Source organism: Robiginitalea insularis (assembly GCF_052497835.1).
The window spans coordinates 942,030-967,807 of sequence record NZ_CP199296.1 but is presented as its reverse complement, the minus strand read 5'-3'; the positions used below and the strand labels follow the sequence as shown (position 1 = coordinate 967,807).

Genomic DNA, 25,778 nt, shown 5'->3' with positions numbered 1-25,778 from the left:
GTGGATTACAATTTGGCAGAAAAGCTGGCCATCATCAAGGCCATAGATGAAGTACTCACAATTGACAACCGTGTTTATGAGGGGGAGGTCTTTTTTATTCAACAATTGTCCAGTGTCCTGAAATTTAAGATGGACATGATCCCGGAAGCCCGTGAAACGGATGCTGCTGAAGCCATGGCCATACTGCGGGCCATGCCGGAGCCTAAGAAACATGCCCTGGCCCGTCTTCTCAATGAGGCGGCCAATGCAGATGGGAAAGTAGCAGAGCAGGAAATCAAGCTCATATACAGGATCCTCTCAGATATTGGGGTTGAACTGGATTACCTCTGATTAATTATTACCCCATTTCTGCCCAATATCCTTTGGGAAAGGGGCAGGACTACTACAAAGGTTTATGCAAATTCACCATATAGGCAAACAGCAATCCGTTTTAAACCAGTTCATTTATGAATTGAGGGATGTCGGGATTCAGAAAGATTCCATGCGGTTCAGGCGAAATATTGAACGTATAGGGGAAATCCTTTCTTATGAACTCAGCAAGACGCTCCACTACAGCATTCGTGAAGTAAAAACGCCTTTTGGAACCAAAGCTATGGCAGTACCCGATAACCCTCTGGTACTATGTTCGGTGCTTCGGGCAGGCCTCCCCTTACACCAGGGGATGCTTAATTATTTTGACGGGGCTGAAAATGCTTTTATCTCTGCCTATCGCAGGCATGAAGAAGGCTCTGATGATTTTGAAGTGATCGTTAAATATTTTGCAGCTCCCGCATTAGATGGGAAAACATTGGTCCTGACCGACCCCATGCTGGCAACCGGGAAAACGCTTGAAAACGTTTTGAAGGCACTTAGTGCCCACGGGGAGCCAGCCCAGATCCATATTATTTCAGTTATAGGTTCACAAGCCGGGGTAGAACGGGTAAGCCGTGTTTTCCCGGAACAAACCCAACTCTGGATTGCAGCCATTGATGAAATACTGGATGCGCGGGGTTATATAATTCCGGGATTGGGCGATGCCGGAGATTTGGCATACGGATTAAAACTCTGACCTGGTTCTTAATCTTCGCTGTGCTTGTGTTCCAGCAGCCATTCGAATTCCACGAAATCCAGCACATTTTTGTGGGTTGCCTCCAGCACAACGGCCGGTGCAACTCCCTGCAAATACGCTTCTTTCCAACGGGAAGCACAGAGGCACCATTTATCTCCCGGTTTGAGCCCCGGAAAATTAAAATAGGGCATCGGGCTGCTCAGGTCATTTCCGCGGGAGCGGGTAAATTTCAGAAAGCTTTCCGTCATGATTGCGCAGACCACGTGGGTGCCCGTATCAGCAGGCCCTGTCCTGCAGAAGCCATCCCTGTAAAAGCCGGTTAGCGGATCTGTGCAACAGGACTGCAAGGTACCGCCCAGCACGTTTTTCTCAGGTTTCATAGTGTGAAAATACAAATTAATCCTTCCCGACTGCTCTGCAGATTCAGTAACGGATCAAGAATAGCAGGGCACAACCCTCATTTGCAATCCCGAAGGGAGAATCCTATATTAAGAAAAAAAGTGTGTTATGGAATATTTAATACTGGCAGCAAAAATCATCATATTTATAAGTATTGTCAATGTTTGGCTGATCCGCTTTAACCGGCCCACCGCATGGCGTGGGGGCAATGCCACCTCCATGAAGGAAGAATTTGCCGCCTATGGCCTTTCTGAAGCCATGATGTATATGGTTGGAGCCCTGAAACTGATTTGCGCCATCTCCCTGATGGTATCAATTTATGTCCCTTTCCTGACCATCCCGGCTTCAGCCGGGATGGGGTTTTTGATGTTTGGCGCCGTTTGGATGCATTTCCGGGTCAAAGACCCCCTTAAAAAATCGCTTCCAGCTTTTATTTTTCTATTGCTTTCTGCCCTTATTTGGCTTGAAGCGACCGGTACTATTTAGTATTTTTGTAGTCTGAACAGATTTAAAGGAAAGTCTTAATGGAATTTAATCTCATAGAAAAACTCGCTGTCATCAAAGCTGTAGATGAAGTTTTTCGGATCGACAATAAGGTTACCTCAGGTGAGGTCAAATACATGGATAAACTGGCCAAGGTAATGGGTTTTGATGAAGAGCTCCTGCAGGCAGCAAGGGACTGTGAACCGGCAGAGGCTATTGCGGTTTTGAAAACCATGCCGGACCCTCAGAAGCAAACCCTGGCCCGCTTACTAAACGAGGCGGCCAATGCAGATGGCAAGGTAGATGAGGTTGAAATTCAATTTATCTATCGGCTGTTCACCGCAGCGGGAATTGATATCCGGATTTAAATCATAACTGGGAAAAGGCCATCGGCTTCAGGAAAACGCGTGTAATATCATTCATTGCATCCTGGTATTCTGCCAGCTTGGTAATCCGTTGCCATTCCGGGTGGGGGCCAAACCTGGACCAGGCCTGCGCATGGGCTGCCTTATCTTTAAAGGCCAGTAAATAGGTGAGGCAGGGCATCCTGGGCCCGGCGATATTTTCCCCAAAAAAGACGGTGTTTAACCCAACTTCTTCAAAGATGTCAAACTCGTGGTCATTGAACATTTTTACCTTCCGCCTCAGTGCATCTTCATTATGGCTTTCATAAATGCGCAGTTCAAATAATTCGGAATCTTCTGCCGGTTTCATAAGCCTGGGGAAACCACTAGCCGCCCGCATCAGAGAAGTGGTAATGCTTTTATAGGGGATGCTTTCCGGAGGGGCAGTCCAGTAGCTTTCGGCAGCCTCCTGAAAGGTGGCATCATTTGCTAATTTTAATGGCGCCTGTTCAAAGGCCTGCATATCAGCATAGGGGATGAGGACATATATTTTTTTAGGAAGGGCTTCTCCTGTTTCCTCAAATACGCCAATATGTGCGCTTCCCTGCCGGTTCAGGGCCGGAATGAGTGCCTTTTCCAAATAGTTGTAAAACACTTCTGTGGGCCGAAAAAATTCAAATTCATATTCGCGTAACTCATAAATTTCAGCCTGTGTATAGGCCTGGGAAATGAAACAACAAAAAAATAGTATCAGGATTTGCAGCTTTTTCATCTGGTCTCTATGGATTGGTTATCAGTAATAAGATACGGATTTTTGATTACGCATTTCAGCAATCATGCATCTGTATTTTTTTAGCTAGATTTAATGGTCTAATCCGTACCCAAATGAAAAAATTAGTATTCCTAGCAAGCCTTTTATTCTTTACATTCTCTTCGATTGCCCAAGACCGGCTAACGGGAGAAACCTTCACCACCCGTTCGGAAATCCTGGCCCGTAAAGGGATGGCTGCCACCAGCCAACCGCTGGCTACCCAGGCTGCTCTGGACATCCTTAAAAAAGGGGGCAGCGCCATGGATGCGGCAATAGCGGCTAATGCCGTACTGGGCCTGGTGGAACCGGCCAGCTGCGGAATTGGCGGGGATATCTTTGCGATTGTCTGGGATGCAAAAGAGGGGAAACTATACGGTTTCAACGGAAGCGGAAGGGCACCCCAGTCCCTGAACATCGATTATTTTATGGAGCAGGGGATGAAATACGTGCCCTTTACGGGCCCACTGCCCGTAACGGTTCCCGGTTGCGTGGACGGCTGGTTTGCCCTTCATGAAAAATTTGGGAAATTACCCATGAAAGAGCTGTTACAGCCGGCCATCCAATACGGACGGGAAGGTTTTCCGGTCTCGGAGGTTATCGCCTACGAAATGGTGAGTAATTATGAGTATGTTCAGGACCAGCCCGGATTTAAAAAGACCTATATGCCAGAAGGCTATATTCCGCGAAAAGGGGAGGTCTTTAAAAACCCGGACCTGGCAAACACTTATGATAAAATCGCAAAAGGAGGCCGGGATGCCTTTTATAAGGGTGATATCGCAAAAACCATTGATTCCTATATGAAAGCCCATGGAGGGTTTCTTTCCTATGAAGATATGGCCGGCCATACCTCCAACTGGGTAGAGCCATTGAGTATAAACTATCGAGGCTATGATATCTGGGAGCTGCCCCCTAACGGGCAGGGGACCGCGGCCCTGCAGATACTCAATATCCTGGAGGGTTATGATATAGCATCCATGGGTTTTGGGAGCGCAGAGTACCTGCATGTGCTTACCGAGGCCAAAAAACTGGCCTATGAAGACCGGGCAAAATTCTATGCCGACCCTGCTTTTAATAAGATCCCTATTTCGGACCTGCTCTCGGATGGGTACGCTTCCGAACGGAGAAAATTGATTGATATGAGCAAGGCCGCAGACACCTACCCAGCCGGGGACCTGGAAATTGAAACGGGCAACACCACTTACCTTACGGTTGCCGATAAGGATGGGAATATGGTCTCCCTGATCCAGAGTATCTATTCGGAATTCGCCTCCGGGATGGTGCCCGACGGCCTGGGCTTTGTGCTACAAAACCGCGGGCAGATGTTCAATGTACAGGATCGGAACCACGCCAACGCCCTGCAGCCGGGCAAGCGTCCTTTCCATACCATTATTCCAGCTTTTATTACCAAAGACGGGAAACCCCATACAAGCTTCGGGCTGATGGGGGGAGCCGTGCAACCCCAGGGGCATGCGCAGATTGTAGTGAATATTGTCGACTTCGGGATGAACCTGCAGGAAGCGGGGGATGCCCCCCGGATGCGGCACAGCGGCAGCTCCCAGCCTACGGGTTCTGTAATGACCAATGGGGGGACCCTCAACCTGGAAAGTGGCTTTGATTATAAAACGGTCCGTGAATTGCGAAAGAAAGGCCATCGTATCGGAACCCGGGTAGGGATCTACGGCGGCTATCAGGCCATTGGAGTAGACCTTGAGAACAGGGTGTATACCGGGGCTTCTGAATCCCGTAAGGATGGGCAGGCGGCAGGGTATTAGGTCAGCGACCTAAAGGACGATCCACTTGGTTTTATATGGCCCCAAACCACCAGATTTCCTATCTTTAAAAGGACAACCAACCTGTTGCCATTGAAAACCCGGGCTTTCATACTTGCTTTCCTGTTTGCCATTGGCCTGACATTCGCTCAGGAAGAAACCACCTACAAGGAATACTCCTACACGGAACTGTTTGAAATGATTGAGGCGGAGACTGATTCTGTCTTTAAGTTAGAAAATGCAATAATCAGCCCAGATATTGAATTAGACACCCTTTTTCGAGGAGAGTTAGGTGATCCAGTACCGAAGAATTTAGACAGTAAAGGTGAGGTTATTACTTATGGAAATGACTCCTCAGAAATCACTCGAGTCATCGATGTGGCATTGTTCTTTAAAAATGTTGACTTTCAAAGCCGGAGACAAGGAAATGGGGCCGGCAGATTTATGGGAGGTATAATCAGGAACGTCAAGTTCAATAATAAAGTCTGGTTAATCGACATCAAAGATGTATCCTTCCAAAAATGCGTATTCAATGATGATTTTGTGTTGGATGTACGGCAAACAAAAGAGGCTGGTCGCCCTAGCTATATTGATTTGTTTTTTAATAATTTCAATGACAAGACACTAATTGAACTCAATCCCTCCAATTTTTCGTCCATATACTTCAATTCTTTCTTTAATGTATTCAATCTGGGGGATCGGTATATCGATCAATATGGAGTATCCTTATCTGGATTAGATATACAGAGATTGGCTTTCATAGCAAATAAAATAGTTGGTAAAACGTGGCTGAAATTTCTTTCAACAGGTAATAGTTTTGTTGCCTTTGGAGAGAACCGGGTATTAACTGATTCCTATGTTCAAATGGAGTTTGGGGATTTAGAGGAAGCCCGGACCTTGTTAATAAAAGATAATGTATTTGGTAATTATGTCAATCTTCGTATCGAGGAAATCCGGGATAACTTTATCATAAATTGGACACAATTCGAAGGTAAGCTGCTTTCCTTTCGACCTGAATTTTTCGATGGAATTTATGACTATTCCCAATTCAAATTCAACCTTGATGAATATGCACACTCAGTAAGAATTATTGATGAGACCATTTTTGCTGATGAGGTCAAAACCCGTAGTATGCTTTATAGGTATTATAGGAATAGTCTGAATATCCCCCTCTCTAATGCGGTGTATGTTGAATTAAAAGATTTGGAGACCAAACGTCTTGGCTATCTATATCGACAAAACCCAAATTTTGATACCTTCTTTACGCATAAGACCAATCAATTTCTAAAACTCTTTTCTGATTACGGCACAAGACCTGCCAAGGCCATAATCTATTCAATTTACGTCATTCTCATATTTGCCTTGTTCTATGTGTTCTTCCCCAATTCCTGGGACACACAGGGCCGGAAACGACTCATTGACCGTTATACATTCTTCTTCAAGTACCTAAGAAAAGACGCAGGTATTCACGAGGTGTATTTAGAGAACAAGAAACAGGATTTAAAGCAGTATGAGGAGTTTAAAAATATCATTGCCGATTCAAATCAGGAAGTACCCAAGTTCTTTACACGAACAGCACTAACAATATACAAGTGGGGAATTTCAGGAACGAACCTTTCAGCCAAATTTCTCCGGCAGTTTGATGTAGTAAAAGGCCGTTGGTCTGACCTGCCTCCATCAAAACGAATCTGGAAATCTATCCTGATTACAGGGGCGTTTATTGTGGCTATTATCTATGACCTATTCATCAAGGCGCTTAACGCTCTTATGCTCTCAGTAAACGCTTTTACCACCCTTGGCTTTGGTGAGATCCCCATCAAAGGCATCCCCCGGTATCTGGCCATTATACAGGGGTTTATCGGGTGGTTTATGCTGACTATATTCAGTGTTGCCCTGATTTCTCAGTTGTTGAATTGATTGTCATCCCCTAAAATTCAGGATTTCATATCTTTAAGAGGCAACTAACCTTCTTAAATTGAAAACCTGGGCTTTCATACTTGCTTTCCTTTTTGCTTTAGGCCTGGCATTTGCCCAAGAAAAAGAAACCACCCTTAAGGAATACTCCTATAGCGAACTATTTGAGATGATTGAGGCGGAGACTGATTCGGTTTTTGTCTTGGAGAATGCCTCTATTATATACAATCCGGAAACGGATTCACTGCACTCTATTCCTCAAAGTGTTTTTTGGGGCCTTGATGAGGATAAAGCTCGAAATTCAAATAGAATTTCCATCAATAAAAGGATTCTGCTTAACAATGTTCAGTTTAAAAAATCTCAATCTAATAATGGAGATACCTTTGAGGGGATTCTAAGAAACATTGATTTCTATAATGAGGTTGAACTAAAGGAGTGTACAAATGCTGTTTTTTGGAATTGCACTTTCTGGAAAAACTTTGATTTGCAAACAAACAGTATATCTCAGCAACCGGATGAGATTGATGCAAACAAGATGAAATGGGTCTTTTTCCAAAAAAGTGTTTTTAACGGAAAGAGCACATTTTCGGTTAATTTACAGGAATTCTCGAGAATTTGGCTTTTGATAAATGACTGTCAATTCAACTATAAAAATGAAGCGTTAAACATCTATGGTACTGAATATGGGCTTACCGTTGTCGGCAGGAGAATATACGCCGTTGAATTTGTTGGCAATAAAATTGACGGGGCATACCCCTTTTATTTTTTTTCGAACGAAAACCAAGCAAGCTTTTTTTCAAGTAATGATATTCCAAGAGCTTTTTGCCAACTAATACTCACAGAGACTATTGGATCCAATAGGCTTTCCTTTGCGGAGAATAACTTTGGATTACCCGTTCGAATATTTATAGGGGAACTAAATGAAGAACATTTTATCGGTTGGAATCAATTTCAGGACAGGCTAATAAGTGGGGCAGCTTGGAGCGCAGCCAGACCAACAGTAGATATACAAAGTGGGATAACTCTTGACAAATATCTTGATTCCCTGAGGTACACTGAAGACTTTTTGTATAAGAAGGAATTAGCCTTAAGGAGCAAGCTACGCAACCATTACAGGGAAATTTCAGATTTTGAAAATGCAAATGGGGTTTATGTGGACCTGAAGGATTTAGAGACAAGACGATTAGAAAACCTTTATTCTGAGAACCCGGGGTTTGACACCTATTTTGCTCTAAAAACCAACCAATTTTTAAAATTATTCTCAGATTACGGGACAAGGCCAGCAAAAGCCATCATCTACTCCATTTACGTCATCCTAATTTTCGCCCTTTTCTATGTTTTCTTCCCCAATTCGTGGGACACACAGGGCCGTAAGCGCCTTATAAACAGATATACCTTTTTCTTTAAATACCTTCGAAAAGAAGCGGGTATGCACGAGGTATATATGGAGAACAAGCAGGAGGAATTAATGCAGTATGAGGAGTTCAAAAATCTAATAGCCGATTCAAATCAGGAAGTACCCAAGTTCTTTACAAGCACAGCACTAACAATTTATAAGTGGGGTATTTCAGGGACCAAGCTTTCGGCCAAATTTCTCCGGCAGTTTGATGTGGTGAAAGGTCGCTGGAAGGACCTGCCGCCCTCTAAACGAATCTGGAAATCCATCCTGATTACAGGGGCGTTTATTGTGGCTATTATCTATGACCTATTCATCAAGGCGCTTAACGCTCTTATGCTCTCAGTAAACGCTTTTACCACCCTTGGTTTCGGGGAGATCCCCATCAAAGGCATCCCCCGGTATCTGGCCATTATACAGGGGTTTATCGGGTGGTTTATGCTGACTATATTCAGTGTTGCCCTGATTTCGCAGTTGTTGAATTGAACACATTTACACCGTAAAAACATATCTTTAGAATAACCTGTATATATCAGCAATTTAAGTCTATGTTATCTGCAACTTATTATATGAACTATATTTTGACTTTCTTTCGCTGCCCTTTCAGACGGCTTACTCGCATCCAAAGAAACAGCTTGCTGTTTGGGATAATCTCGCTTATTAATGTCCTTGCCATTACAGCCCAGCAACCGGAAGACGTGGCCACCATTGACGGGATCATGAAGGCGTATTATGAGGTTGTATCAGGACCTGCCGGTACGGTGGTGAATACCGCCAAGGACAAGAGCCTGCACCACCCGGACGCCTGGGTAGCCATCTCCTATATGGATAAAGAAGGCCATCCAAGGGTAAAAGTAATGAACCTTGAAGAATTCCACGGGGATAACAAACCCCGTACCGAGGGGTTCTGGGAGCGCGAAACCAGCAGAGAGGTAAAGCGCAAAGGCAACATGGCCCAGGTCTGGAGCCATAAAGAGATCTCCAGGACCCCGGAGGGAGAAGCTTTTGAAAGGGGGGTGAATAACATCACATTATTTTACGATGGGAGCCGCTGGTGGATCATGGGGTGGATGATTGACAATACGTTGGATGCCAAAGGGGAATAGCCAGCAATACGACTATTGAATTTGGTTCTTTAGTGTTGCTGCCATTATTAAATAAGGAATATGTCTTTTGAGATCAATGAAATCCTGGGCCTGCTGATTATCTACCAGTCTGTGGTATTTATCCTTTCCCTGCTGTTCAATAAAAACGCCAAGCCGCTCTTCCTGAAGATCCTTATGGGTATTTGCGGGGTCATCATCCTGCATTTCGGATATATGCTCTTGCAGCAATACGGATATCTGGATACGGTATTCCTGGGCCCTTTTTTCGGGCTGGTGTACGGGCCCTTGTATCTGGCCTATACCAAAAGCCTCATATACCGTACCCTGGGGTTTCAAAAGATGAGCCTGCATTTTATCCCCTCTTTGGTGGTATTGGTGCTGATCCTTGCAGGATCCCGCCTGCTGTCCGGGTCGGTGGCCCTGACCGGGCTCGTCATATCCCTGCATTTTATCGGGTACCTCTTGCTGTCCCTGAAACATATTTACGGTTATCGAAAGCGGCTGCTCAACAACGTATCCTCTTTTTACCGGATCAGCCTGTTCTGGCTGGAAGGCATCCTGTACCTGCAGCTGGGGATCCTGGGTATCACCTTGCTGGAAAGTTATATCCAGGCCTTTATGAATACCGACATAATTATCCTTATCATCTTTGGGTTTACCCTGATCCTGATCCACTGTTTCTACTACCTCGGCTTGCAACAGGTCCGGCAATTTAAAGGGTTCGGGGAGGAGCATACAGAGCCTTCTGCTGTTGGGGAATACAACATACCCGAGGAGCAGTTTGAGGAATACCTGGGGCAACTAACCCGCTTTATGGATACGGAAAAACCCTATCTGGACTACGATATCACCCTTCAGGAAATATCCGATAAGCTGGGGATTTCCAACCGGAACCTTTCGCATGTAATCAACAGGCATTTTAATAAGAATTACTACGCTTTTATAAATGGTTACCGCCTGGAGCTGGCCAAAAACTACCTGAATACAACAGACCATTCCATCAAGGAAATCATGTACGATTCCGGTTTTTCCAATAAAGCTACCTTTTATTCCCTTTTTAAAAAAGACACCGGACTTACCCCTGTGCAGTATCGAAAGGGCAAAAAAATGTAGTCTTACTACCGGTAGCCATACCGTTTCCAATTTATGAGATCACATATTTGCAGTGTATAATCAATACCGTACAGATATGAAAAAGTTTTGGAAACCTATTGCCTCGGGAATTGTGGTTGCACTGCTGCTGGTCCTGGTGATGTGGCAGCTCACCATGAATTTTCAGCTACTGCTCTTTATAGGAGCCGCCCTGTTTTTTGCAGCCGGATATTTCAATACCTCCGGAACGCTTTACAATGGGCTTAAAGTACTCATCATAACTGTTTTTTACGGACTGTTTTTTGTGCTCCTCGTATTGGAGCAGCTACCGCAACTCTGGTATTTTATCCCCATTTATATGGCGGCAACATGGATTGGGTTGCTGTTTGCTCCATACAAACGTAAGGCTCTTGCCGGGCTGGCGGCATTGCTTATCATGATGCTGGTACTGGCGCTGGAATTAATCCCCCGAAACCTGGAGGATATGCTGGTAAAAGAGCGTTATGAGGCCTTGCCGGAGTTTACTATCCGGCATATGGACGGGGCGCAGACAGCTATCAGCAGCCTGGAGGGAAAGGTAGTTATCCTGGATTTTTTTGGCACCTGGTGCAAGCCCTGTATTTTGGAACTCAGGGAGCTGGACAAGATTCAGAAGGAGTTTGGGGAAGAGGTTGAATTTTTTGTAATAAATGCCGACCAGGGAGGCGATACCCCGGAGAAATTCCAGGCCTTTATAGACAAGAATGAGTATACCTTCAACTTTGCCTATGACCACGACAGCGAAATCTTTAAAACCCTGGAAATGGCCCACCTGGGCCTGCCTACCCTGCTGGTTATAGATAAAGAGCAACGCATCCGATTGCAGCACGTAGGGTACAATCCGGCGGAAACGCGCTTTGTTGAAAGCCTTACCCGAACGATTAATGAATTGAAGTAATGGGATCGCCATTATCCCTTTAATGGTATGCGTAATTCAGTATTTTGCATCTAATTCCGGTTTTATATGATTTAAGTAATCACTGTCTGACCCAAATCATTGCCACGCAGTAGTATTTGCCCTACACTTACCGAAAGCCCCCGATTTCATTTTCGAATAACCATTTAAAAAATATATCGATATGAAACGTTTGATTTTTCTATTGCTAGCAATGGCTGGCCTGCTGATCGGGTGCAGCCCGGAAGAACTGGATTCTACCCTGGAATCCACTACCTTGAAAGCCGGGGTAAATGAAAAATCCACCAATGATGTTCAGCGGCCCTTTAAATTAAGAGGGGAGGGGATATTGAGCCTTTCCCAGGACACGGATGATTGTCCCGGCCTGATGCAGCTTACGGTTAATGGCAGCGGACAGGCCTCGCATTTGGGCAACTTCCAGGTAAGCCTGGTGTGGTGTACCAATTTTACGGACACAAACTATGCCAGCGGAAAGCAAATTGCAGCCAACGGGGATGAACTGTACTTCTACCTGGTCGATAATGGTGTAGATGAAAACGGGGAATGGGCCTTGTATTCATACGAAGGCGGCACCGGCCGATTTGAAAACCTGAGGGGGGAACTCTACGAGCGTATTACCACCACCTTTACCGGACCTTTTACAGCTGTTTACACCAATACTGGAAACGGATGGTTGAGTTACTGAAGACTCCGGACCGGATAAATCAAAAAAGCCTTCTGTTTATCAGAAGGCTTTTTCGCTTTTCGGAGGTTCAGTTTATTTTCCTTTTCTCATAGTTATCTTCCCCTGCCAATGGTGGCTGGTGTGAACCATTCCGTCTTTTGCTATATAATTGTAATCATTGGTAAAACCGCCTCCGCTGGCTCCTTCGAATTTTCCTGTTCCGCCTGTAATGGTAAAAGGGTCTTTAAAGTATGAGAGCGCAAAGCTGGGCATTCCCGGCAAACGTCCCGGGAAAACCTGTCCGGCAACCTCCAGGTAAAGCAGGTCCCCGTCCTCATCTTCAAAATATGCTTCCATATAACCTTCGGGGTAGGTTCCCCCACCGCCTGCTACAGGACGGACGCAAAACTCAAAATAGGAGCTCACCTTTTTAAAATGGGTGCCGTTGCCCACCCCTGTGTTTCGGACCAGTATTAAACCGGTGTCTTCAAAAAGGCCGCATTTGTCGCCGGATTCATCAGGTCCCTGGTACTCATAGGTTCCATAAAGGGTTACGTTGAATCCAAGGGTTCGCATTTCACCCGAATGTCTAATATTATTTGTTTTGTTTTTTAGGTAAACGGCATCATAGGCTTCGTTATCATCGGGAGTCTGGCAGTCCGCAAATAAGGCAAGTACCCCCATCCCAAGGATCAGTTTTAAAAGGGTTTTCATGTTTTTAGTTTAAATGATTATAAAGGAGGAAGGTAGCTGTTCGGGAATATGGATTCCACGCCTGTGCTTAAGGCGGGAAAATATACTGCCATTATAGTGTACTGTCAATGATGTATGTCATACAGGTTTTAGCGGCTTGTGAAATCTACTTTTGGACACCTATTTTTTTGGCTTTCTATATCTATAGGCCAATTAATGATAATAAAGTCAATCTGTGTAGTCTAATGTGTTTGCCCAAGAATACAGCAAAGTCAGTGCCCCGGCAGAAAGCAAGCCAGCAGCACCCAGAGAAAACCAGTTTGAAGCTTTTTTGTTTTTTATTCTCACTGATAGGACTTCATTTGGAGCCAATTCCTCTTTGATCATTTTTTTAGAACCTATCTCTTTTGGTTTGACCCCATGATAAGCTCCCTGACTTTGTCCGATGTAGTAATATTTTGAGACGCTCCCGTCTGCCATTTTAACTTTGGCTTTTGTCTTTGCCTGTGAGGCCTCTTCCAGGGTAACAGGTTGTTTTTTGTATACGGTACAGCTTTGAAACAGGATTAAAAAGGTCAGTAAGAAGGTGAGGGAGGTGTGGTAGGTTCGTTTATTTTTCATAGTGCTGGATTTATCTGAAGACAATTTAAACCCAGGGGCTTTTATGAATATCCGGAATCTTGCGTGGAGTGGGAATTGGGACAGGTTTAGGAATTTAACCTTCGGATGGTTTTACAGCCTGGGAAACATCTTCGGACCTATTTATTGTTTTCTGGAATTCCCCGCTTGTGCCTGATTTTTCTGCGATATTAAAGAATGGATTCTATCCGGATTATTGCTCAAAGCATCTTTTCGGACTCCTGTGTATTTAATGTTGCACAAATTTGTTTTAAGGGGTGAAGCGGAATTGATCCGAATTCAGACCCTTCTAACAACTAAAACCTCGCAAATATGAAATCGATCCGTCATTATTTGATACTCTTTGCACTACCTGCCCTGATACTTTATAGTATTACGGCATGCTCTTCTGATGATTCCGATACGCAAAGAACCGAACTTAATATTCTGGTGATAGACGCTGATTCCAATGATCCCTTAGCAAATGCATTGGTCCAGGTCTGCAATAATCCTTATTTCTGTACTAATGTACTGACCTCGGGGACTACTGATGCAGCAGGAAAAATAAGGTTATCCTTATCCGAATCAGATATGTCAATCGCTCAAAGTTTTACGGTATTCAGGGATAATTATATGAACAGCACATCATTTTTAGAGGGACTGGATTTATCCAAAGAAATTGTAATTCGACTGAGGACATACTAATGTTTCTATTACATCCAAAATGAATAGTTATCCCTGAAAGTTATAAGCAACACTAACAGTCCCGTAAAAGGATAATCTTTTTAATGCGGCCTGTATCTGCCTAAGTTGGGGCCTGCAGAGAAGCGTGCCCGAGCCCTTCCGTCTGCTTCGCAGCCGGTAGCTGTCCTAGAACATAAGACAATAGTAGTACTGCCAATTGCCACTGCGAACTGAATACTGAAATAGACGGGATTCTTTTCTCGGCTTCGCCTCGAAAAGGGCCAAAGGGGTGGTCCTGCAAATGACAAGGCCTGGCTAACTATTATAATCATGGATCTTTTTCCATTTTTTTTGAGTAAAATATTTCATGGGATTGATTTCTATTACTTGTGAATAATTAGTAGGTTGGTTAAACTAAACTTGAGAAACCTGCTCATTATGAAAAACTTATTAATACTAGCCTTATCATTACTTGTTAGCCTCTCATTACATTCTCAACGAAGCATAGCTGTGCAGCCGGATGTGGAAAAAGGGGGTCTTGATTTAAGTGGGCTTAAGTTCCGGAGCGTAGGTCCGGCGATTACTTCAGGAAGGATCTCTGATTTTGCTGTAAATCCAAATAATCCAAAGGAGTATTATGTGGCGACATCCTCGGGTGGCGTATGGAAAACAAGTAATTCGGGAACCACCTATTTACCGATATTCGACAGCCAAAAAAGTTATTCAATTGGATGTGTTACTATGGACCCTAACAATAGCAATACTATCTGGGTAGGTTCTGGCGAAAATAACAATCAACGCAGTGTTGCTTATGGAGATGGTGTTTACAAGTCAATTGACGGAGGGTTGAGTTGGCAAAACATGGGCTTAAACGAAAGCGAACATATTGGAAATATCATTGTTCATCCGGAAAATTCGGATATTATTTACGTTGCTGCAATTGGTCCGCTATGGAGTAGTGGAGGCGATCGGGGCTTATATAAATCTACCGATAGCGGCAAGACTTGGAAGGCGGTACTCACGATAGACGAGAATACCGGTATTAATGAGGTAGTGATGGATCCGAGTAATCCAGATATCCTCTATGCATCTGCCTTTCAAAGGAGGCGACATGTTTTTACTTATTTGGGTGGTGGTCCTCAGTCTGGAATTTACAAATCAACAGATGGAGGGGATAGTTGGACTAAAGTTAATAAGGGCTTGCCGGATGTAGATCTTGGCCGGATAGGTTTGGCAATTGCTCCATCGAATTCTGAAACGTTATACGCCATCGTAGAGGCAGCCCGCAATAAAGGTGGTTTTTACCGTTCTACCAATGGTGGCGCATCATGGGTAAAACAAGGGGATTACAATTCTTCCGGTAATTACTACCAGGAAATTGTAGTGGATCCCCAGGATGAAAAAGTGATTTATGCAATGGATACCTGGATGCAGGTTTCCAGGGATGGGGGAAAAACATTTAAAAATCTGGGTGAAGATTTCAAACATGTCGACAATCATTGCCTATGGATAGACCCTTTAGACACTGATCATTTGCTTGCAGGTTGCGATGGCGGAATTTATGAAACTTTTGACTCGGCCGCTACCTGGCAATTCAAGGCCAACCTGCCCATCACCCAGTTTTATAAGGTAGCTGTCGATAATGCGGAACCCTTTTATTTTATTTATGGGGGAACCCAGGATAACTTTAGTATGGGCGGGCCCTCCAGGACAACCAGTGGGAATGGTATTGCTAATTCTGAATGGTTCATTACCCATGGCGGTGATGGTTTCGAGTCTGCAATTGATCCGAATAATCCTAATATTGTCTATGCTCAATCACAATATGGGTACCTGGTTCGCTATGACAAACTCAGTGGTGAGGAATTGGGTATTCAACCCCAGCCCGGAAAAAATGAGAATGCCTATAGGTGGAATTGGGATGCCCCATTGCAAGTCAGTGCCCATAAATCCGGAAGGATTTATTTTGCCGCCAACAAAGTTTTCAGAAGTGACGACCGTGGGAATAGCTGGGAAGTGATCAGTGATGATTTGACCGCACAGATAAACCGCAATGAACTAAAAGTCATGGGTCGATTGTGGAGTACAGATGCCGTAGCCAAGAACAGTTCTACATCACCCTATGGTACAATTGTAGCTTTTTCAGAATCACCAGTGAATCAGGATTTATTATACGTTGGTACAGATGACGGTTTAATTCAGGTTACGGAAGACGGCGGCAAAAACTGGAGGAAAGCTCAAGAAGTAAAAGGTGTTCCAGCTTTTACCTACGTGAACGAGGTTTTAGCTTCCAGACATAGCGAAAATGTAGTTTACGCTTCTTTTAACCATCACAAGTATGGCGACTTCAAACCATATATCTACAAGAGCACCGATAAAGGCAGGACCTGGACTAATATTAGCAGTAATTTACCCCTCCGGGGATCAGTGTATGCTCTGGAAGAAGATCATGTTGATCCCAATCTAATTTTTGCCGGCACAGAGTTTGGTTTTTATTTTTCATTAAATGGTGGGGGAAGTTGGATCCAAATTAAAGCTGGTCTTCCAACTATTGCAGTACGAGATATAGCTATTCAGGAAAGGGAAGAAGACCTGGTACTGGGTACTTTTGGAAGAGGTTTTTATATCCTTGATGACTACACGAGTTTGAGGCAGTTAAGGACCCTGGAAAACAAAGATGCTGAACTTCTGCCAATACGGGATGCCTTATTGTTTGAGTACAGATATCCCCTTGGACTACCGGGTAAGTCTTTTCAGGGGGATGATTATTATCTGGGCGAAAATCTTGGATCGGAGGCAATAATAACATATTTCCTGAAAGAGGAGATCAAATCAAAAAGGGATCAACGATTGGAACGTGAAAAGAAAACAAATGATGATCCTTACCCATCATATGCGGAGTTAAAAGACGAACAAAGTGAAGAAGATCCGTATTTGCTATTCACTATAAAAAACAGCAAAGGGGAGGTTGTACGAAAACTCACTACAGAACCAAAGAAAGGTGTTAGCAGGCTGAAATGGGATTTACGAACACCATCTACCGATCCAATAAGGCTTACACCTCCTTCATTCTATAATCCGTTCTCAGGACCTGATACTGGAACTTTGGTGCCGCCCGGGGCTTATACAGTGAGTATGTCAAAATTTGTAGATGGAGTATTCACGGAACTATCTGATCCCATTTCATTTGATGTAAAATCGCTCAGAAATACGGTCCTGCCAGCTGCAGATCGCGATAAGCTTGCAACCATTCAGCAAGAAGTGTTAGAAATGGCCAGATTGGTAAATGGGGCCCAAAATATTCTCAAAGATGTATATGACGAGATGAGGTATATCAAAAAGGCTATAGATCGCACCCCTATGGACCAAAAAGGGCTTATATTGAAATATTTGACCATTCAAGAAAAACTGAATAGTATCAACGAAGGTATTAACGGAGATAAGGTTGCCGCACAATTAGATATAGATCGGCCTATGTCGGTGGCTGCTCGTTTAGCTAATATTCAATACGCTATGTTTTTCTCCACTTCAGAAATAACCACAACCAATCTGGAGAGCCTAAAGATAGTCCGGGAATTATTTGAGCCTTTGAGAATACAACTCAGAAGTTTAGTAACTGATGACCTTAGCGGTTTTCAAAAGGAATTGGAAAATGCCGGGGCTCCCTACACGCCTAACCGAATAATTGTACATTAAAATGTAGACCTTCATATTAGTACATCTGGTAGGAAATGAGGATGGGATTGATTTCCTCACGCTGTTCGGAAATCGGCCCAAGGTGGGGCCCTGCAGGGAAGCATGCCCGAGCCCTTCCGCCTGCTTCGCAGCCGGTAGCTGTCCTAGAACATAAGACAATAGTAGTACTGCCAATTGCCACTGCGAACTGAATACTGAAATAGACGGGATTCTTTTCTCGGCTTCGCCTCGAAAAGGGCCCAAGGGGTGGTCCTGCAGAGAAGTAGAATCTTTCAGTCTTTTTTGGAATTTGAAATTTGGTGCTTGGAATTTGACCCTGGTGCCCGAGCCCTTCCGCCTGCTTCGCAGCCGGTGGTACTTTTCCATTTCTCCGCACTTTTGAGCAAGCTCAAGTGCTCCGAAATGAAAAAGCCCCTCACACTAACGTGTGAAGGGCTCTGCTTCTCTGCGGTCTGGACGGGACTCGAACCCGCGACCCCCTGCGTGACAGGCAGGTATTCTAACCAACTGAACTACCAGACCAATGATTTTATCTTTTAGAAGACTCTGACAACAGTCAGATTCAAATCTTGTTCAACGCCTTTTGTAAAGCGTGTGCAAATATAAGCCACTATTTGAATCCGGCAAACAAAAAAAATAAAAATAGCTGGAGGGATCAGGCAAAGCGCTGCCGTTCTACCAGAAAGGTGTTGAACACGCGGGCAAAGGGTTGGGCAATGTCCACAGCCTGGTATTTAATATTGTATTTGGCGCAAACCAGTCGGATAGACTGCAGGTAATCCTCCAGGGTACTTTGGTACTTTTCCCGCACACTTTCCGGGTACAGGTCTATATGTTTGCCGGTTTCCACATCCATAAAACGGCGGGGACTGTTCTCGAAATCAAAGTCCAGTTCGGTGGCCTTGTCGCTCAGGTGGAAGAGTACCACTTCATGCTTGTTGTATTTCAGGTGGCGCAGGGCCTCAAATAGCCGCTCCTCATCCACGGCCTCCTGAAACATGTCTGTAAACAGGACCACCAGGCTGCGCCTTTTCAGTTTCTCGGCAATCAGGTGCAGGTGGGCGTGCAATTCCGTTTGCTGTTTAAGCGGTTGCTGGCTGCCCAACTCGCTGAGGGCTGCCAGTAGCATCTGGTAATGCCGTTCACTTCCTTTTTCGGGGGCGTAATATTTATAGCTGTCCGAAAAAACACTGAGCCCAATGGCATCCCGTTGCTTTTTAAGCAGCTGCATAAGTGCGGCCGAAGCCAGGACCGCAAAGCCCATTTTATGCAGGTGGTTGAGGTCCAGATTTTTTTGGGGTGGGTAATACATGGAAGAGGAACTGTCCAGGATGAGGTGGCATCTGAGGTTGGTTTCCTCCTCGTAGCGTTTGGTGTACAATTTATCGGTTTTGGCAAACAGCTTCCAGTCTATATGCTTGGTGCTTTCACCGGTATTGTAAATCTTATGTTCTGCAAATTCGGCCGAGTAGCCGTGAAAAGGACTTTTGTGAATCCCACTGATATACCCCTCAACAACCTGCGCCGCTAAAAGGGAGAGGTTTTCAAATAAGGGGGCCTTATACAGTTCTGATTGCAGATCCATTTTCTAAAGATACAAAAGTGAGCTTCCCTGAAAACAAAAACCCGGCCATGTGACCGGGTTTTAATAAATATTTAATAGTGCGCTTAGAGGGCAGCTTCTATAGCTTCAGAATAAACTTGTTTTGGGCTAACGCCAACCTGTCGGTTTACGATTTCTCCTCCTTTAAAGACGAGAACCGTAGGAATGTTTCGCACTCCGTATTTGGCTGCGTATTCCTGATTGGAATCCACATCAACCTTTCCTACAACGGCTTTCCCGTCGTATTCCTGGCTCAATTCGTCAATGATTGGGCCTACCATACGGCAGGGGCCACACCAGGCCGCCCAAAAGTCAACAACTACTGGTTTATCGCTTTTTAAGACTACCTCGTCAAAAGTAGCATCTGTTATTTCTAGTGCCATGATTATTATTGATTATAATTAGTGCAAAGTTAGTCAATTATTTGCCGGATTCCTTACGGGACAAAGATTCGTTTTCCCTATGTATGTATCAGTATAATTTATATGTAATTCAGTGTCTTAGCTAAATGATGAGCCGCTTGTCTTAGCCAAATGATGAGCCGCTTTTCAGCCATTAGTTCAGCTTGTAATGGATTTCCTGTTTTTTCAGGATATCCAGCAGCTCTGAGCTGATGTGTACTTTCTGTTTGCGGCTGCTCAGGTTTACCTTTATAGCCTCCTCCATCTCATATACGATAAAATTAAGGGGTTGTTTGCCTTTAAAGGAACGAAGGGTGTCTTTCAGGGCTGTAATGCGTTTTTCATGCAACTGTGAAATATCCAGCTGAATGGTCAGTTTTTTGGCAAAGGCCTCCATTACATCCTGCAACAGCATCACCTGGTTGAATTGCATCCTGGGATCTCCTTTTTTGCCGCTTTCCCGGTTAACCCAGCCTTCCCGGATAAATACCTTCATATAAACAAAGGCGTTAATGGTCAGGAAATGACGGTATTTCAGGTATTCTTCCCCGAAGATCCTGAATTCAAAGCTGTCTGAATAATCTTCAACCGTAAAAGCTGCCCAGCCCTTGCCGTTTTTGGAGATCCGATGCTGAACGTCAGTGATAACCCCCGCTACCGCAAGTTCCCGGTTCAGGTAACTTTCCAATTCGTTAAAGGCGTGTACCTCGGCATTGCAGAAGGATTTGATTTCTGTTTTGAAATCATCCAGCGGATGGCCTGAGATATAGATGCCCACTACTTCCTTTTCCCTTTTTAGGGTTTCCATGGTGCCCCAGGGTTCACAAGGCGGAATTTCCGGTTCTGCGATCTGTACTTCACTATTGGCCCCGAACAGACTTACCTGAGAGGAGTTTTCACTCTCCTGGAAGCGGGCTCCGAAGCGGATTACTTTTTCCAGGAAGGTAATACTATCATTGCCGGCATCGAAAAACTGGGCCCGGTGCGCTTCACACAGCGAATCGAAACCCCCGGCCAGGGCCAGGTTTTCAAAGGCTTTCTTGTTGGCAGCCCGCAAATCAATCCGCTTGGCCAGTTCAAAGATAGAGGAGTAGGGGCCGTCGGCTTTCCGGTTCTCAACAATAGTTTCCACTGCAGATTTTCCAACACCCTTGATAGCGCCCATTCCAAAGCGGATCTGGTTCTCTTTGTTGACGGCAAACTTGTAATAGGATTCATTGACATCCGGGCCCAGCACATCCAGCCCCATCCTGCGGCATTCTTCCATAAAGAAGGTTACCTGCTTAATGTCGTTCATATTATTGGAAAGGACGGCTGCCATATATTCTGCCGGATAGTGTGCTTTTAAGAAAGCGGTTTGGTAGGCGATGTAGGCATAGCAGGTAGAGTGACTCTTATTAAAAGCATAAGAGGCAAAGGCTTCCCAGTCTTTCCAGATTTTCTCCAGCACTTCCCGGGGATGGCCTTTTTCTTCGCCCCCGTTCAGGAATTTCGGTTTTAATTTCTCCAGCAGGGCAAAAATCTTTTTCCCCATGGCCTTTCTAAGGACATCTGCCTCACCTTTGGAGAAACCTGCCAGCTTCTGGGATAGCAACATCACCTGCTCCTGATATACGGTAATTCCGTAGGTCTCCTGCAGGTTTTCCTCCATTTCAGGCAGGTCATAGGTAATCTCTTCCTGCCCGTGTTTTCGGGCAATAAAGCTGGGGATGTACTCCATTGGGCCCGGGCGGTAGAGGGCGTTCATGGCGATGAGGTCGTCAAAGACTGTGGGTTTTAAGTCCTTGAGGTGTTTTTGCATTCCGGGGGATTCGTACTGGAAAATCCCCACAGTGTCTCCCCTCTGGAACAATTCATAGGTTTTTTCATCGTCCAGCGGAAATTCATCCGGGATCAATTCAATCCCCTGCCGGGCTTTGACGATTTTAACGGTATCCTTGATCAGGGTCAGGGTTTTGAGGCCCAGGAAGTCCATTTTAAGCAGGCCGGCACTCTCAACCACAGAGTTGTCGAACTGGGTAACATACAGTTCGGAATCCTTGGCGGTGGCTACCGGGACGAAGTTGGTAATATCGTCCGGGGTTATGATGACCCCACAGGCATGTATTCCGGTATTCCTCAGGGAACCTTCCAGAACCCTTGCCATATTGACGGTCTGGGCTTCCAGGTCATCCCCTTCAGAAATATTGAGCAGGTTGTTGACCTTTTCCAGTTCGTCGGAGCGAAACTTCTTTTTCAGATCAGCCTCCGGGACTCCGAAGATTTTGCCCAGTTTGGACATATTGGGGATCAGCTTGGCGATGCGGTCCGCATCATTCAGCGGCAGGTCCAGTACCCGGGCCGTATCACGGATGGAAGACTTGGCCGCCATGGTCCCGTAGGTGATAATCTGTGCCACCTGGTTGGCCCCGTATTTCTGTATGACGTAATCCATTACCTTGGACCGCCCTTCATCGTCAAAGTCTATGTCGATATCCGGCATGGATACCCTGTCCGGATTCAGGAAGCGCTCAAAAAGCAAATCGTACTTCAGCGGGTCAATATTGGTAATCCCCAGGCAATAGGCCACCACCGAACCGGCTGCCGAACCCCTGCCGGGGCCTACGGATACCCCCATATTGCGGGCTTCCCGTATAAAGTCTTCCACGATCAGGAAATAACCGGGATATCCGGAATTTTCGATGGTCTCCAGCTCAAAATCGATACGTTCGCGGATGGCATCAGTGAGTTCCCCATAGCGTTTTTCAGCACCCTGATAGGTGATATGCCGCAGGTAGGCATTTTCCCCTCGTTTTCCACCGTCTGCCAGATCTTCCTGTTGTTTGAAGGTATCCGGGATCTCAAATTTGGGTAGCAATACTTCCCGTGCCAGGTCAAAGGGGGTAATCTTGTCAATAATTTCCTGAATCGAGAGGATGCTTTCCGGCAGGTCCCGGAATTGCTCCTTCATGGCCTCAGGCGATTTGAAGTAATACTCTTCATTGGGAAGACCATAGCGATAACCCCTTCCCCTGCCTATGGGGGTGGCTTGTTTTTCCCCGTCTTTCACGCAAAGCAGGATGTCATGCGCTTCGGCATCTTCCTTCTCGCAGTAGTAGGTATTATTGGTGGCCACAAGTGAAACCCCATGCTTTTGAGCCAGGGCTACCAGCACCTGGTTTGCTCGGTCTTCATCTTCCTGCCCATGGCGCATGATTTCGATATAGAAGTCCGGTCCGAAGACCTCCTTCCACCACAGCAGGGCTTCTTCGGCCTGCCGTTCTCCTACGTTTAAGATTTTTGAAGGGATTTCCCCATACAGGTTCCCGCTGAGGACAATGATATCATCCTTGTATTTTTCCACTACTTCCCGGTCTATACGCGGCACATAATAAAACCCTTCCGTGTAGGCAATTGAGGACATCTTGGCCAGATTGTGGTAGCCGTTCTTGTTTTTGGCCAGCATCACCACCTGATAGCCGTAATCCTTAACGGATTTATTGTGCCGGTCTTCGCAAACGAAGAATTCGCACCCCAGGATGGGGATGATTTCCTGCCCTTCCGGCTGTTCAGACTCCCTGACTTTTTGGTTATGGGCCTTAATCTCGCGCACGAAATGAAAGGCGCCCATCATATTCGCGTGATCGGTAAGCGCAACGGCTGGCATACTGTATTTGGCAGCTGCAGCGACCAGGTCTTTTACCTTGATGGTAGACTGCAAAACGGAGAACTGTGAATGATTGTGCAGGTGGACGAAAACGGCTCTCTCCAGGGTTTTCTCATTTTCTATAATCTCCGCCTTGCTCAGGCCGGCATCTGTGTCCTGGTTCTCCGAGGCCAGCTTGCCCGATAATTTCTTGAGGTTGGTATGCTTCAGGCCCACGGGTTGGATGACCTGCGGGTTGGCTTCCTTAAAACGGTTAAAATAATCGGCGGTTGTCTGCAGTTCAGCTGCAGAAAATTGCTTTTGACGAATCAGCTCCAGGAAGCAACGGGCAGTAGATTCCACATCGGCTGTAGCGTTGTGTGCTTCCTTAAAAGCCTCCCCGAAGAGGTGCTGGTGCAGTTCTGTAAGCGTTGGGAGTTTGAACTTTCCACCCCGCCCTCCGGGAAGTTGGCAGAGTTCAGCAGTCGTTTCGGTACAGGTATCGAGAACCGGGAAGGCTTCCAGTGGGTTTTCCAGGCCTGCTCTAAGGAACTCGGCACCCATTATATTGATGTCGAAACCAACATTCTGCCCGACCAGGAATTTAGTCTTTTCCAGCGCAAGGCTGAATTTTTCCAGAACCTCCGATAAGGGTAAACCACGCTCGCTGGCAAGCTCTGTGGAAATTCCGTGGATTTGCTCGGCATCGTAAGGGATATTGAAACCTTCAGGCTGTACCAGCGCATCAAACTGTTCAATGAGCTGCCCCATTTCGTCATGGAGCTGCCAGGCAATTTGTACGCATCTCGGCCAATTATCCGTATCGCTTACGGGGGCATCCCACCTTTTGGGTAATCCTGTGGTTTCAGTATCAAAAATAAAGTACATAGTATCCGATCGGTCTAAAGCAGGGTTAAAAATACAGTATAGCCTGCGACTATAAAAAGGGAGTTTTTAGGAGTTATTAACCAAAAAAAAATCCGGACGCAAAGTCCGGATTTTCTTCAAAATGCATCTGAATTAGGATACTAATTCTTCATACATAATGGATGTGTTCAGGGCTGCCTGAATGGCGTCTCGCTGTCTGATGAGGATTTGTTCGGTAGACGGTGGTAATACCATGTCTGAATCGTTCAATATCTCATTATAGGCTTCGAGACTGGCTTTTTCGCCCCGCTCAACTTCTTTCAGCATTTTTTCTGTTCCATTGCTGCTCAGCGTCTCGGTTAAATTCATCCAGATTCTGTGCAGGTCTCCTTTAACACTTCCGCCTTTGTCCGGCAGTTGTCCAAATTCCTGAATTTCTGCCTTCAGTTCGTGTCCAAAGGTGTATCGCTGTTTTACTCTATCGTTGAGGAAGTTACGTACTGTTGGGGAGTCTACCTTTGCGGCAGCCAATTTATATCCCTTCTCTGCATCGTATGTTAGTTCGAGTAATTCGTTTAATTTGTTTGAAATCTTTTCCGTGTATCTCATTGTTCAGTCTTCATTTTAAGATTATTCGCTTATCGTCCTTCGATAACGCAACTATAATATAACTATTAAAATATTGAAAATCAAATAATTAGACGCCTTTAACTCAATCTTAACGAATAGAGCTGATAATGTTAAAAGGTCATGCCCGGCGGGAAAAAACCATAATGGATTAAGGCGTACCGCTTCATTTTTTTACAGACAGATCAGAAAGCAAAAATTACATGAATTTTTACCTAAAACGATAAGGCTTAATGAAAAACATCTTATATTTGCACCCGCTTTAGGCAGAACGCTAGGGCAAAACAGCTTTTGATTGCTGTAACAAGAATTAATAACCGGGGTCGGGCACCCCACTTAAATTAATGTGAAATGCCAGTAAAAATCAGATTACAGAGACACGGAAAAAAGGGGAAGCCATTCTATTGGATTGTAGCAGCAGATGTGCGTTCAAAAAGGGACGGGCGTTACCTTGAAAAACTGGGAACCTACAACCCAAACACAAACCCTGCTACCATAGACCTGAATATAGATGGGTCAGTTCAATGGCTGGATAACGGAGCACAACCTACCGAGACTGCCCGCAGGATTTTATCCTACAAAGGCGTATTGCTGAAACATCACCTTAAAGCAGGAGTCCGCAAAGGCGCCCTTACCGAAGAGCAGGCAGAAAAGAAATTTGCCGAGTGGGTGGATGCCAAGGAGCAAAAAGTAATGACCAAGGCTGAAAGTCTTGAAAAAGCAAAAGCAGAAGCAAAGGCCAAAGCCCTTGAAGCTGAAAAAGAAGCTAATGAGAAACGTGCTCAGGCTGCAGCCGAAGCAGCTGCCCCGGCTGAAGAAGAAACCGAAGCCGCGGTAGAACCTGCTGAAGGGGAAGCAGCAGCTGAAGCAGCTCCGGAAGCGACAGAAGAAGTAGCAGCTGAAGAAGCAACTCCTGAAGCTGAAGCACCTGAAGCCGAGGCAACTGAAGAGCCTGCAGCAGAAGGCGACAAAAAAGAATAAGC

22 protein-coding genes and 1 tRNA gene are annotated in these 25,778 nt (G+C 45.3%); 14 read left to right on the top strand and 9 right to left on the bottom strand.

Going from position 1 to position 25,778, the window contains the following annotated elements; all coding sequences use genetic code 11:
• Complete coding sequence (locus ACT6NV_RS04400) at window positions 1-330, top strand: TerB family tellurite resistance protein (protein ID WP_445386051.1); 330 nt, start codon at window positions 1-3, stop codon at window positions 328-330.
• Between the two features lie 64 nt (window positions 331-394).
• Entirely contained in the window at window positions 395-1,048 is a 654-nt protein-coding gene (gene upp, locus ACT6NV_RS04395; RefSeq protein ID WP_445386050.1) for a uracil phosphoribosyltransferase, read from the top strand.
• A gap of 8 nt (window positions 1,049-1,056) precedes the next feature.
• Here upp and ACT6NV_RS04390 read toward each other — a convergent pair whose 3' ends face one another.
• Entirely contained in the window at window positions 1,057-1,428 is a 372-nt protein-coding gene (locus ACT6NV_RS04390; RefSeq protein WP_445386049.1) for a DUF2237 family protein, read from the bottom strand.
• Between the two features lie 127 nt (window positions 1,429-1,555).
• Here ACT6NV_RS04390 and ACT6NV_RS04385 point away from each other — a divergent pair, with 127 nt between their 5' ends.
• Both ACT6NV_RS04385 and ACT6NV_RS04380 read left to right on the top strand, forming a co-directional pair.
• Complete coding sequence (locus ACT6NV_RS04385; RefSeq protein WP_445386048.1) at window positions 1,556-1,933, top strand: DoxX family protein; 378 nt, start codon at window positions 1,556-1,558, stop codon at window positions 1,931-1,933.
• A gap of 38 nt (window positions 1,934-1,971) precedes the next feature.
• Window positions 1,972-2,298: a TerB family tellurite resistance protein gene (locus ACT6NV_RS04380; RefSeq protein ID WP_445386047.1), complete on the top strand. Its 327-nt coding sequence runs from the start codon at window positions 1,972-1,974 to the stop codon at window positions 2,296-2,298.
• Window position 2,299: 1 nt separating this feature from the next.
• Here ACT6NV_RS04380 and ACT6NV_RS04375 read toward each other — a convergent pair whose 3' ends face one another.
• The gene (locus tag ACT6NV_RS04375) at window positions 2,300-3,046 is read right to left on the bottom strand and encodes an NIPSNAP family protein (RefSeq protein ID WP_445386046.1); all 747 of its coding nucleotides are present in this window, start codon (window positions 3,044-3,046) and stop codon (window positions 2,300-2,302) included.
• 113 nt (window positions 3,047-3,159) lie between these two features.
• Here ACT6NV_RS04375 and ggt point away from each other — a divergent pair, with 113 nt between their 5' ends.
• The 7 genes from ggt (at window position 3,160) to ACT6NV_RS04340 (ending at window position 12,002) form a co-directional block, all read left to right on the top strand.
• Window positions 3,160-4,857 (top strand): gamma-glutamyltransferase, encoded by a 1,698-nt coding sequence (ggt, locus tag ACT6NV_RS04370; protein WP_445386045.1) that lies wholly within the window; start codon window positions 3,160-3,162, stop codon window positions 4,855-4,857.
• A gap of 90 nt (window positions 4,858-4,947) precedes the next feature.
• Window positions 4,948-6,771 (top strand): hypothetical protein, encoded by a 1,824-nt coding sequence (locus ACT6NV_RS04365; RefSeq protein WP_445386044.1) that lies wholly within the window; start codon window positions 4,948-4,950, stop codon window positions 6,769-6,771.
• A gap of 58 nt (window positions 6,772-6,829) precedes the next feature.
• Entirely contained in the window at window positions 6,830-8,650 is a 1,821-nt protein-coding gene (locus ACT6NV_RS04360) for a hypothetical protein (protein WP_445386043.1), read from the top strand.
• Window positions 8,651-8,733: 83 nt separating this feature from the next.
• Entirely contained in the window at window positions 8,734-9,270 is a 537-nt protein-coding gene (locus tag ACT6NV_RS04355) for a hypothetical protein (RefSeq protein WP_445386042.1), read from the top strand.
• Between the two features lie 60 nt (window positions 9,271-9,330).
• Window positions 9,331-10,383 (top strand): helix-turn-helix domain-containing protein, encoded by a 1,053-nt coding sequence (locus ACT6NV_RS04350; RefSeq protein ID WP_445386041.1) that lies wholly within the window; start codon window positions 9,331-9,333, stop codon window positions 10,381-10,383.
• A gap of 76 nt (window positions 10,384-10,459) precedes the next feature.
• Entirely contained in the window at window positions 10,460-11,299 is an 840-nt protein-coding gene (locus tag ACT6NV_RS04345) for a TlpA family protein disulfide reductase (RefSeq protein ID WP_445386040.1), read from the top strand.
• A gap of 181 nt (window positions 11,300-11,480) precedes the next feature.
• A complete protein-coding gene (locus ACT6NV_RS04340) occupies window positions 11,481-12,002 on the top strand; it encodes a hypothetical protein (RefSeq protein WP_445386039.1) in 522 nt (173 codons plus the stop codon).
• Between the two features lie 72 nt (window positions 12,003-12,074).
• On the opposite strand, the gene ACT6NV_RS04335 is transcribed toward ACT6NV_RS04340, so the two are convergent.
• Window positions 12,075-12,695 (bottom strand): hypothetical protein, encoded by a 621-nt coding sequence (locus ACT6NV_RS04335; protein ID WP_445386038.1) that lies wholly within the window; start codon window positions 12,693-12,695, stop codon window positions 12,075-12,077.
• Between the two features lie 207 nt (window positions 12,696-12,902).
• The gene (locus ACT6NV_RS04330; RefSeq protein ID WP_445386037.1) at window positions 12,903-13,295 is read right to left on the bottom strand and encodes a hypothetical protein; all 393 of its coding nucleotides are present in this window, start codon (window positions 13,293-13,295) and stop codon (window positions 12,903-12,905) included.
• Window positions 13,296-13,625: 330 nt separating this feature from the next.
• Here ACT6NV_RS04330 and ACT6NV_RS04325 point away from each other — a divergent pair, with 330 nt between their 5' ends.
• Together ACT6NV_RS04325 and ACT6NV_RS04320 are read left to right on the top strand one after the other, a co-directional pair.
• Complete coding sequence (locus ACT6NV_RS04325) at window positions 13,626-13,997, top strand: hypothetical protein (RefSeq protein WP_445386036.1); 372 nt, start codon at window positions 13,626-13,628, stop codon at window positions 13,995-13,997.
• 417 nt (window positions 13,998-14,414) lie between these two features.
• A complete protein-coding gene (locus tag ACT6NV_RS04320; protein WP_445386035.1) occupies window positions 14,415-17,672 on the top strand; it encodes a VPS10 domain-containing protein in 3,258 nt (1,085 codons plus the stop codon).
• A 448-nt stretch (window positions 17,673-18,120) separates the two neighbouring features.
• On the opposite strand, the gene ACT6NV_RS04315 is transcribed toward ACT6NV_RS04320, so the two are convergent.
• From ACT6NV_RS04315 to ACT6NV_RS04295, 5 genes are all read right to left on the bottom strand, one after another.
• Window positions 18,121-18,194, bottom strand: a tRNA-Asp gene (locus tag ACT6NV_RS04315).
• A 133-nt stretch (window positions 18,195-18,327) separates the two neighbouring features.
• A complete protein-coding gene (locus tag ACT6NV_RS04310; protein ID WP_445386034.1) occupies window positions 18,328-19,257 on the bottom strand; it encodes a DUF58 domain-containing protein in 930 nt (309 codons plus the stop codon).
• Between the two features lie 83 nt (window positions 19,258-19,340).
• A complete protein-coding gene (gene trxA / locus ACT6NV_RS04305; protein ID WP_445383246.1) occupies window positions 19,341-19,658 on the bottom strand; it encodes a thioredoxin in 318 nt (105 codons plus the stop codon).
• 172 nt (window positions 19,659-19,830) lie between these two features.
• On the bottom strand, window positions 19,831-24,189 hold the full coding sequence (gene dnaE, locus ACT6NV_RS04300; RefSeq protein ID WP_445386033.1) for a DNA polymerase III subunit alpha: 4,359 nt from the start codon (window positions 24,187-24,189) through the stop codon (window positions 19,831-19,833).
• A 132-nt stretch (window positions 24,190-24,321) separates the two neighbouring features.
• Entirely contained in the window at window positions 24,322-24,777 is a 456-nt protein-coding gene (locus ACT6NV_RS04295) for a ferritin-like domain-containing protein (RefSeq protein ID WP_445386032.1), read from the bottom strand.
• A 369-nt stretch (window positions 24,778-25,146) separates the two neighbouring features.
• On the opposite strand from ACT6NV_RS04295, the gene ACT6NV_RS04290 reads away from it, so the two are divergent.
• The gene (locus ACT6NV_RS04290) at window positions 25,147-25,776 is read left to right on the top strand and encodes a 30S ribosomal protein S16 (RefSeq protein ID WP_445386031.1); all 630 of its coding nucleotides are present in this window, start codon (window positions 25,147-25,149) and stop codon (window positions 25,774-25,776) included.
• Window positions 25,777-25,778: the final 2 nt, after the last annotated feature.

Bases quoted from the DNA above. Each gene is read 5' to 3' on its own strand.
- upp (WP_445386050.1), top strand. From the start codon at position 395: ATGCAAATTCACCATATAGGCAAACAGCAATCCGTTTTAAACCAGTTC.
- ACT6NV_RS04390 (WP_445386049.1), bottom strand. From the start codon at position 1,428: ATGAAACCTGAGAAAAACGTGCTGGGCGGTACCTTGCAGTCCTGTTGC.
- ACT6NV_RS04385 (WP_445386048.1), top strand. From the start codon at position 1,556: ATGGAATATTTAATACTGGCAGCAAAAATCATCATATTTATAAGTATT.
- ACT6NV_RS04380 (WP_445386047.1), top strand. From the start codon at position 1,972: ATGGAATTTAATCTCATAGAAAAACTCGCTGTCATCAAAGCTGTAGAT.
- ACT6NV_RS04375 (WP_445386046.1), bottom strand. From the start codon at position 3,046: ATGAAAAAGCTGCAAATCCTGATACTATTTTTTTGTTGTTTCATTTCC.
- ggt (WP_445386045.1), top strand. From the start codon at position 3,160: ATGAAAAAATTAGTATTCCTAGCAAGCCTTTTATTCTTTACATTCTCT.
- ACT6NV_RS04355 (WP_445386042.1), top strand. From the start codon at position 8,734: ATGAACTATATTTTGACTTTCTTTCGCTGCCCTTTCAGACGGCTTACT.
- ACT6NV_RS04350 (WP_445386041.1), top strand. From the start codon at position 9,331: ATGTCTTTTGAGATCAATGAAATCCTGGGCCTGCTGATTATCTACCAG.
- ACT6NV_RS04345 (WP_445386040.1), top strand. From the start codon at position 10,460: ATGAAAAAGTTTTGGAAACCTATTGCCTCGGGAATTGTGGTTGCACTG.
- ACT6NV_RS04340 (WP_445386039.1), top strand. From the start codon at position 11,481: ATGAAACGTTTGATTTTTCTATTGCTAGCAATGGCTGGCCTGCTGATC.
- ACT6NV_RS04335 (WP_445386038.1), bottom strand. From the start codon at position 12,695: ATGAAAACCCTTTTAAAACTGATCCTTGGGATGGGGGTACTTGCCTTA.
- ACT6NV_RS04330 (WP_445386037.1), bottom strand. From the start codon at position 13,295: ATGAAAAATAAACGAACCTACCACACCTCCCTCACCTTCTTACTGACC.
- ACT6NV_RS04325 (WP_445386036.1), top strand. From the start codon at position 13,626: ATGAAATCGATCCGTCATTATTTGATACTCTTTGCACTACCTGCCCTG.
- ACT6NV_RS04320 (WP_445386035.1), top strand. From the start codon at position 14,415: ATGAAAAACTTATTAATACTAGCCTTATCATTACTTGTTAGCCTCTCA.
- ACT6NV_RS04310 (WP_445386034.1), bottom strand. From the start codon at position 19,257: ATGGATCTGCAATCAGAACTGTATAAGGCCCCCTTATTTGAAAACCTC.
- trxA (WP_445383246.1), bottom strand. From the start codon at position 19,658: ATGGCACTAGAAATAACAGATGCTACTTTTGACGAGGTAGTCTTAAAA.
- dnaE (WP_445386033.1), bottom strand. From the start codon at position 24,189: ATGTACTTTATTTTTGATACTGAAACCACAGGATTACCCAAAAGGTGG.
- ACT6NV_RS04295 (WP_445386032.1), bottom strand. From the start codon at position 24,777: ATGAGATACACGGAAAAGATTTCAAACAAATTAAACGAATTACTCGAA.
- ACT6NV_RS04290 (WP_445386031.1), top strand. From the start codon at position 25,147: ATGCCAGTAAAAATCAGATTACAGAGACACGGAAAAAAGGGGAAGCCA.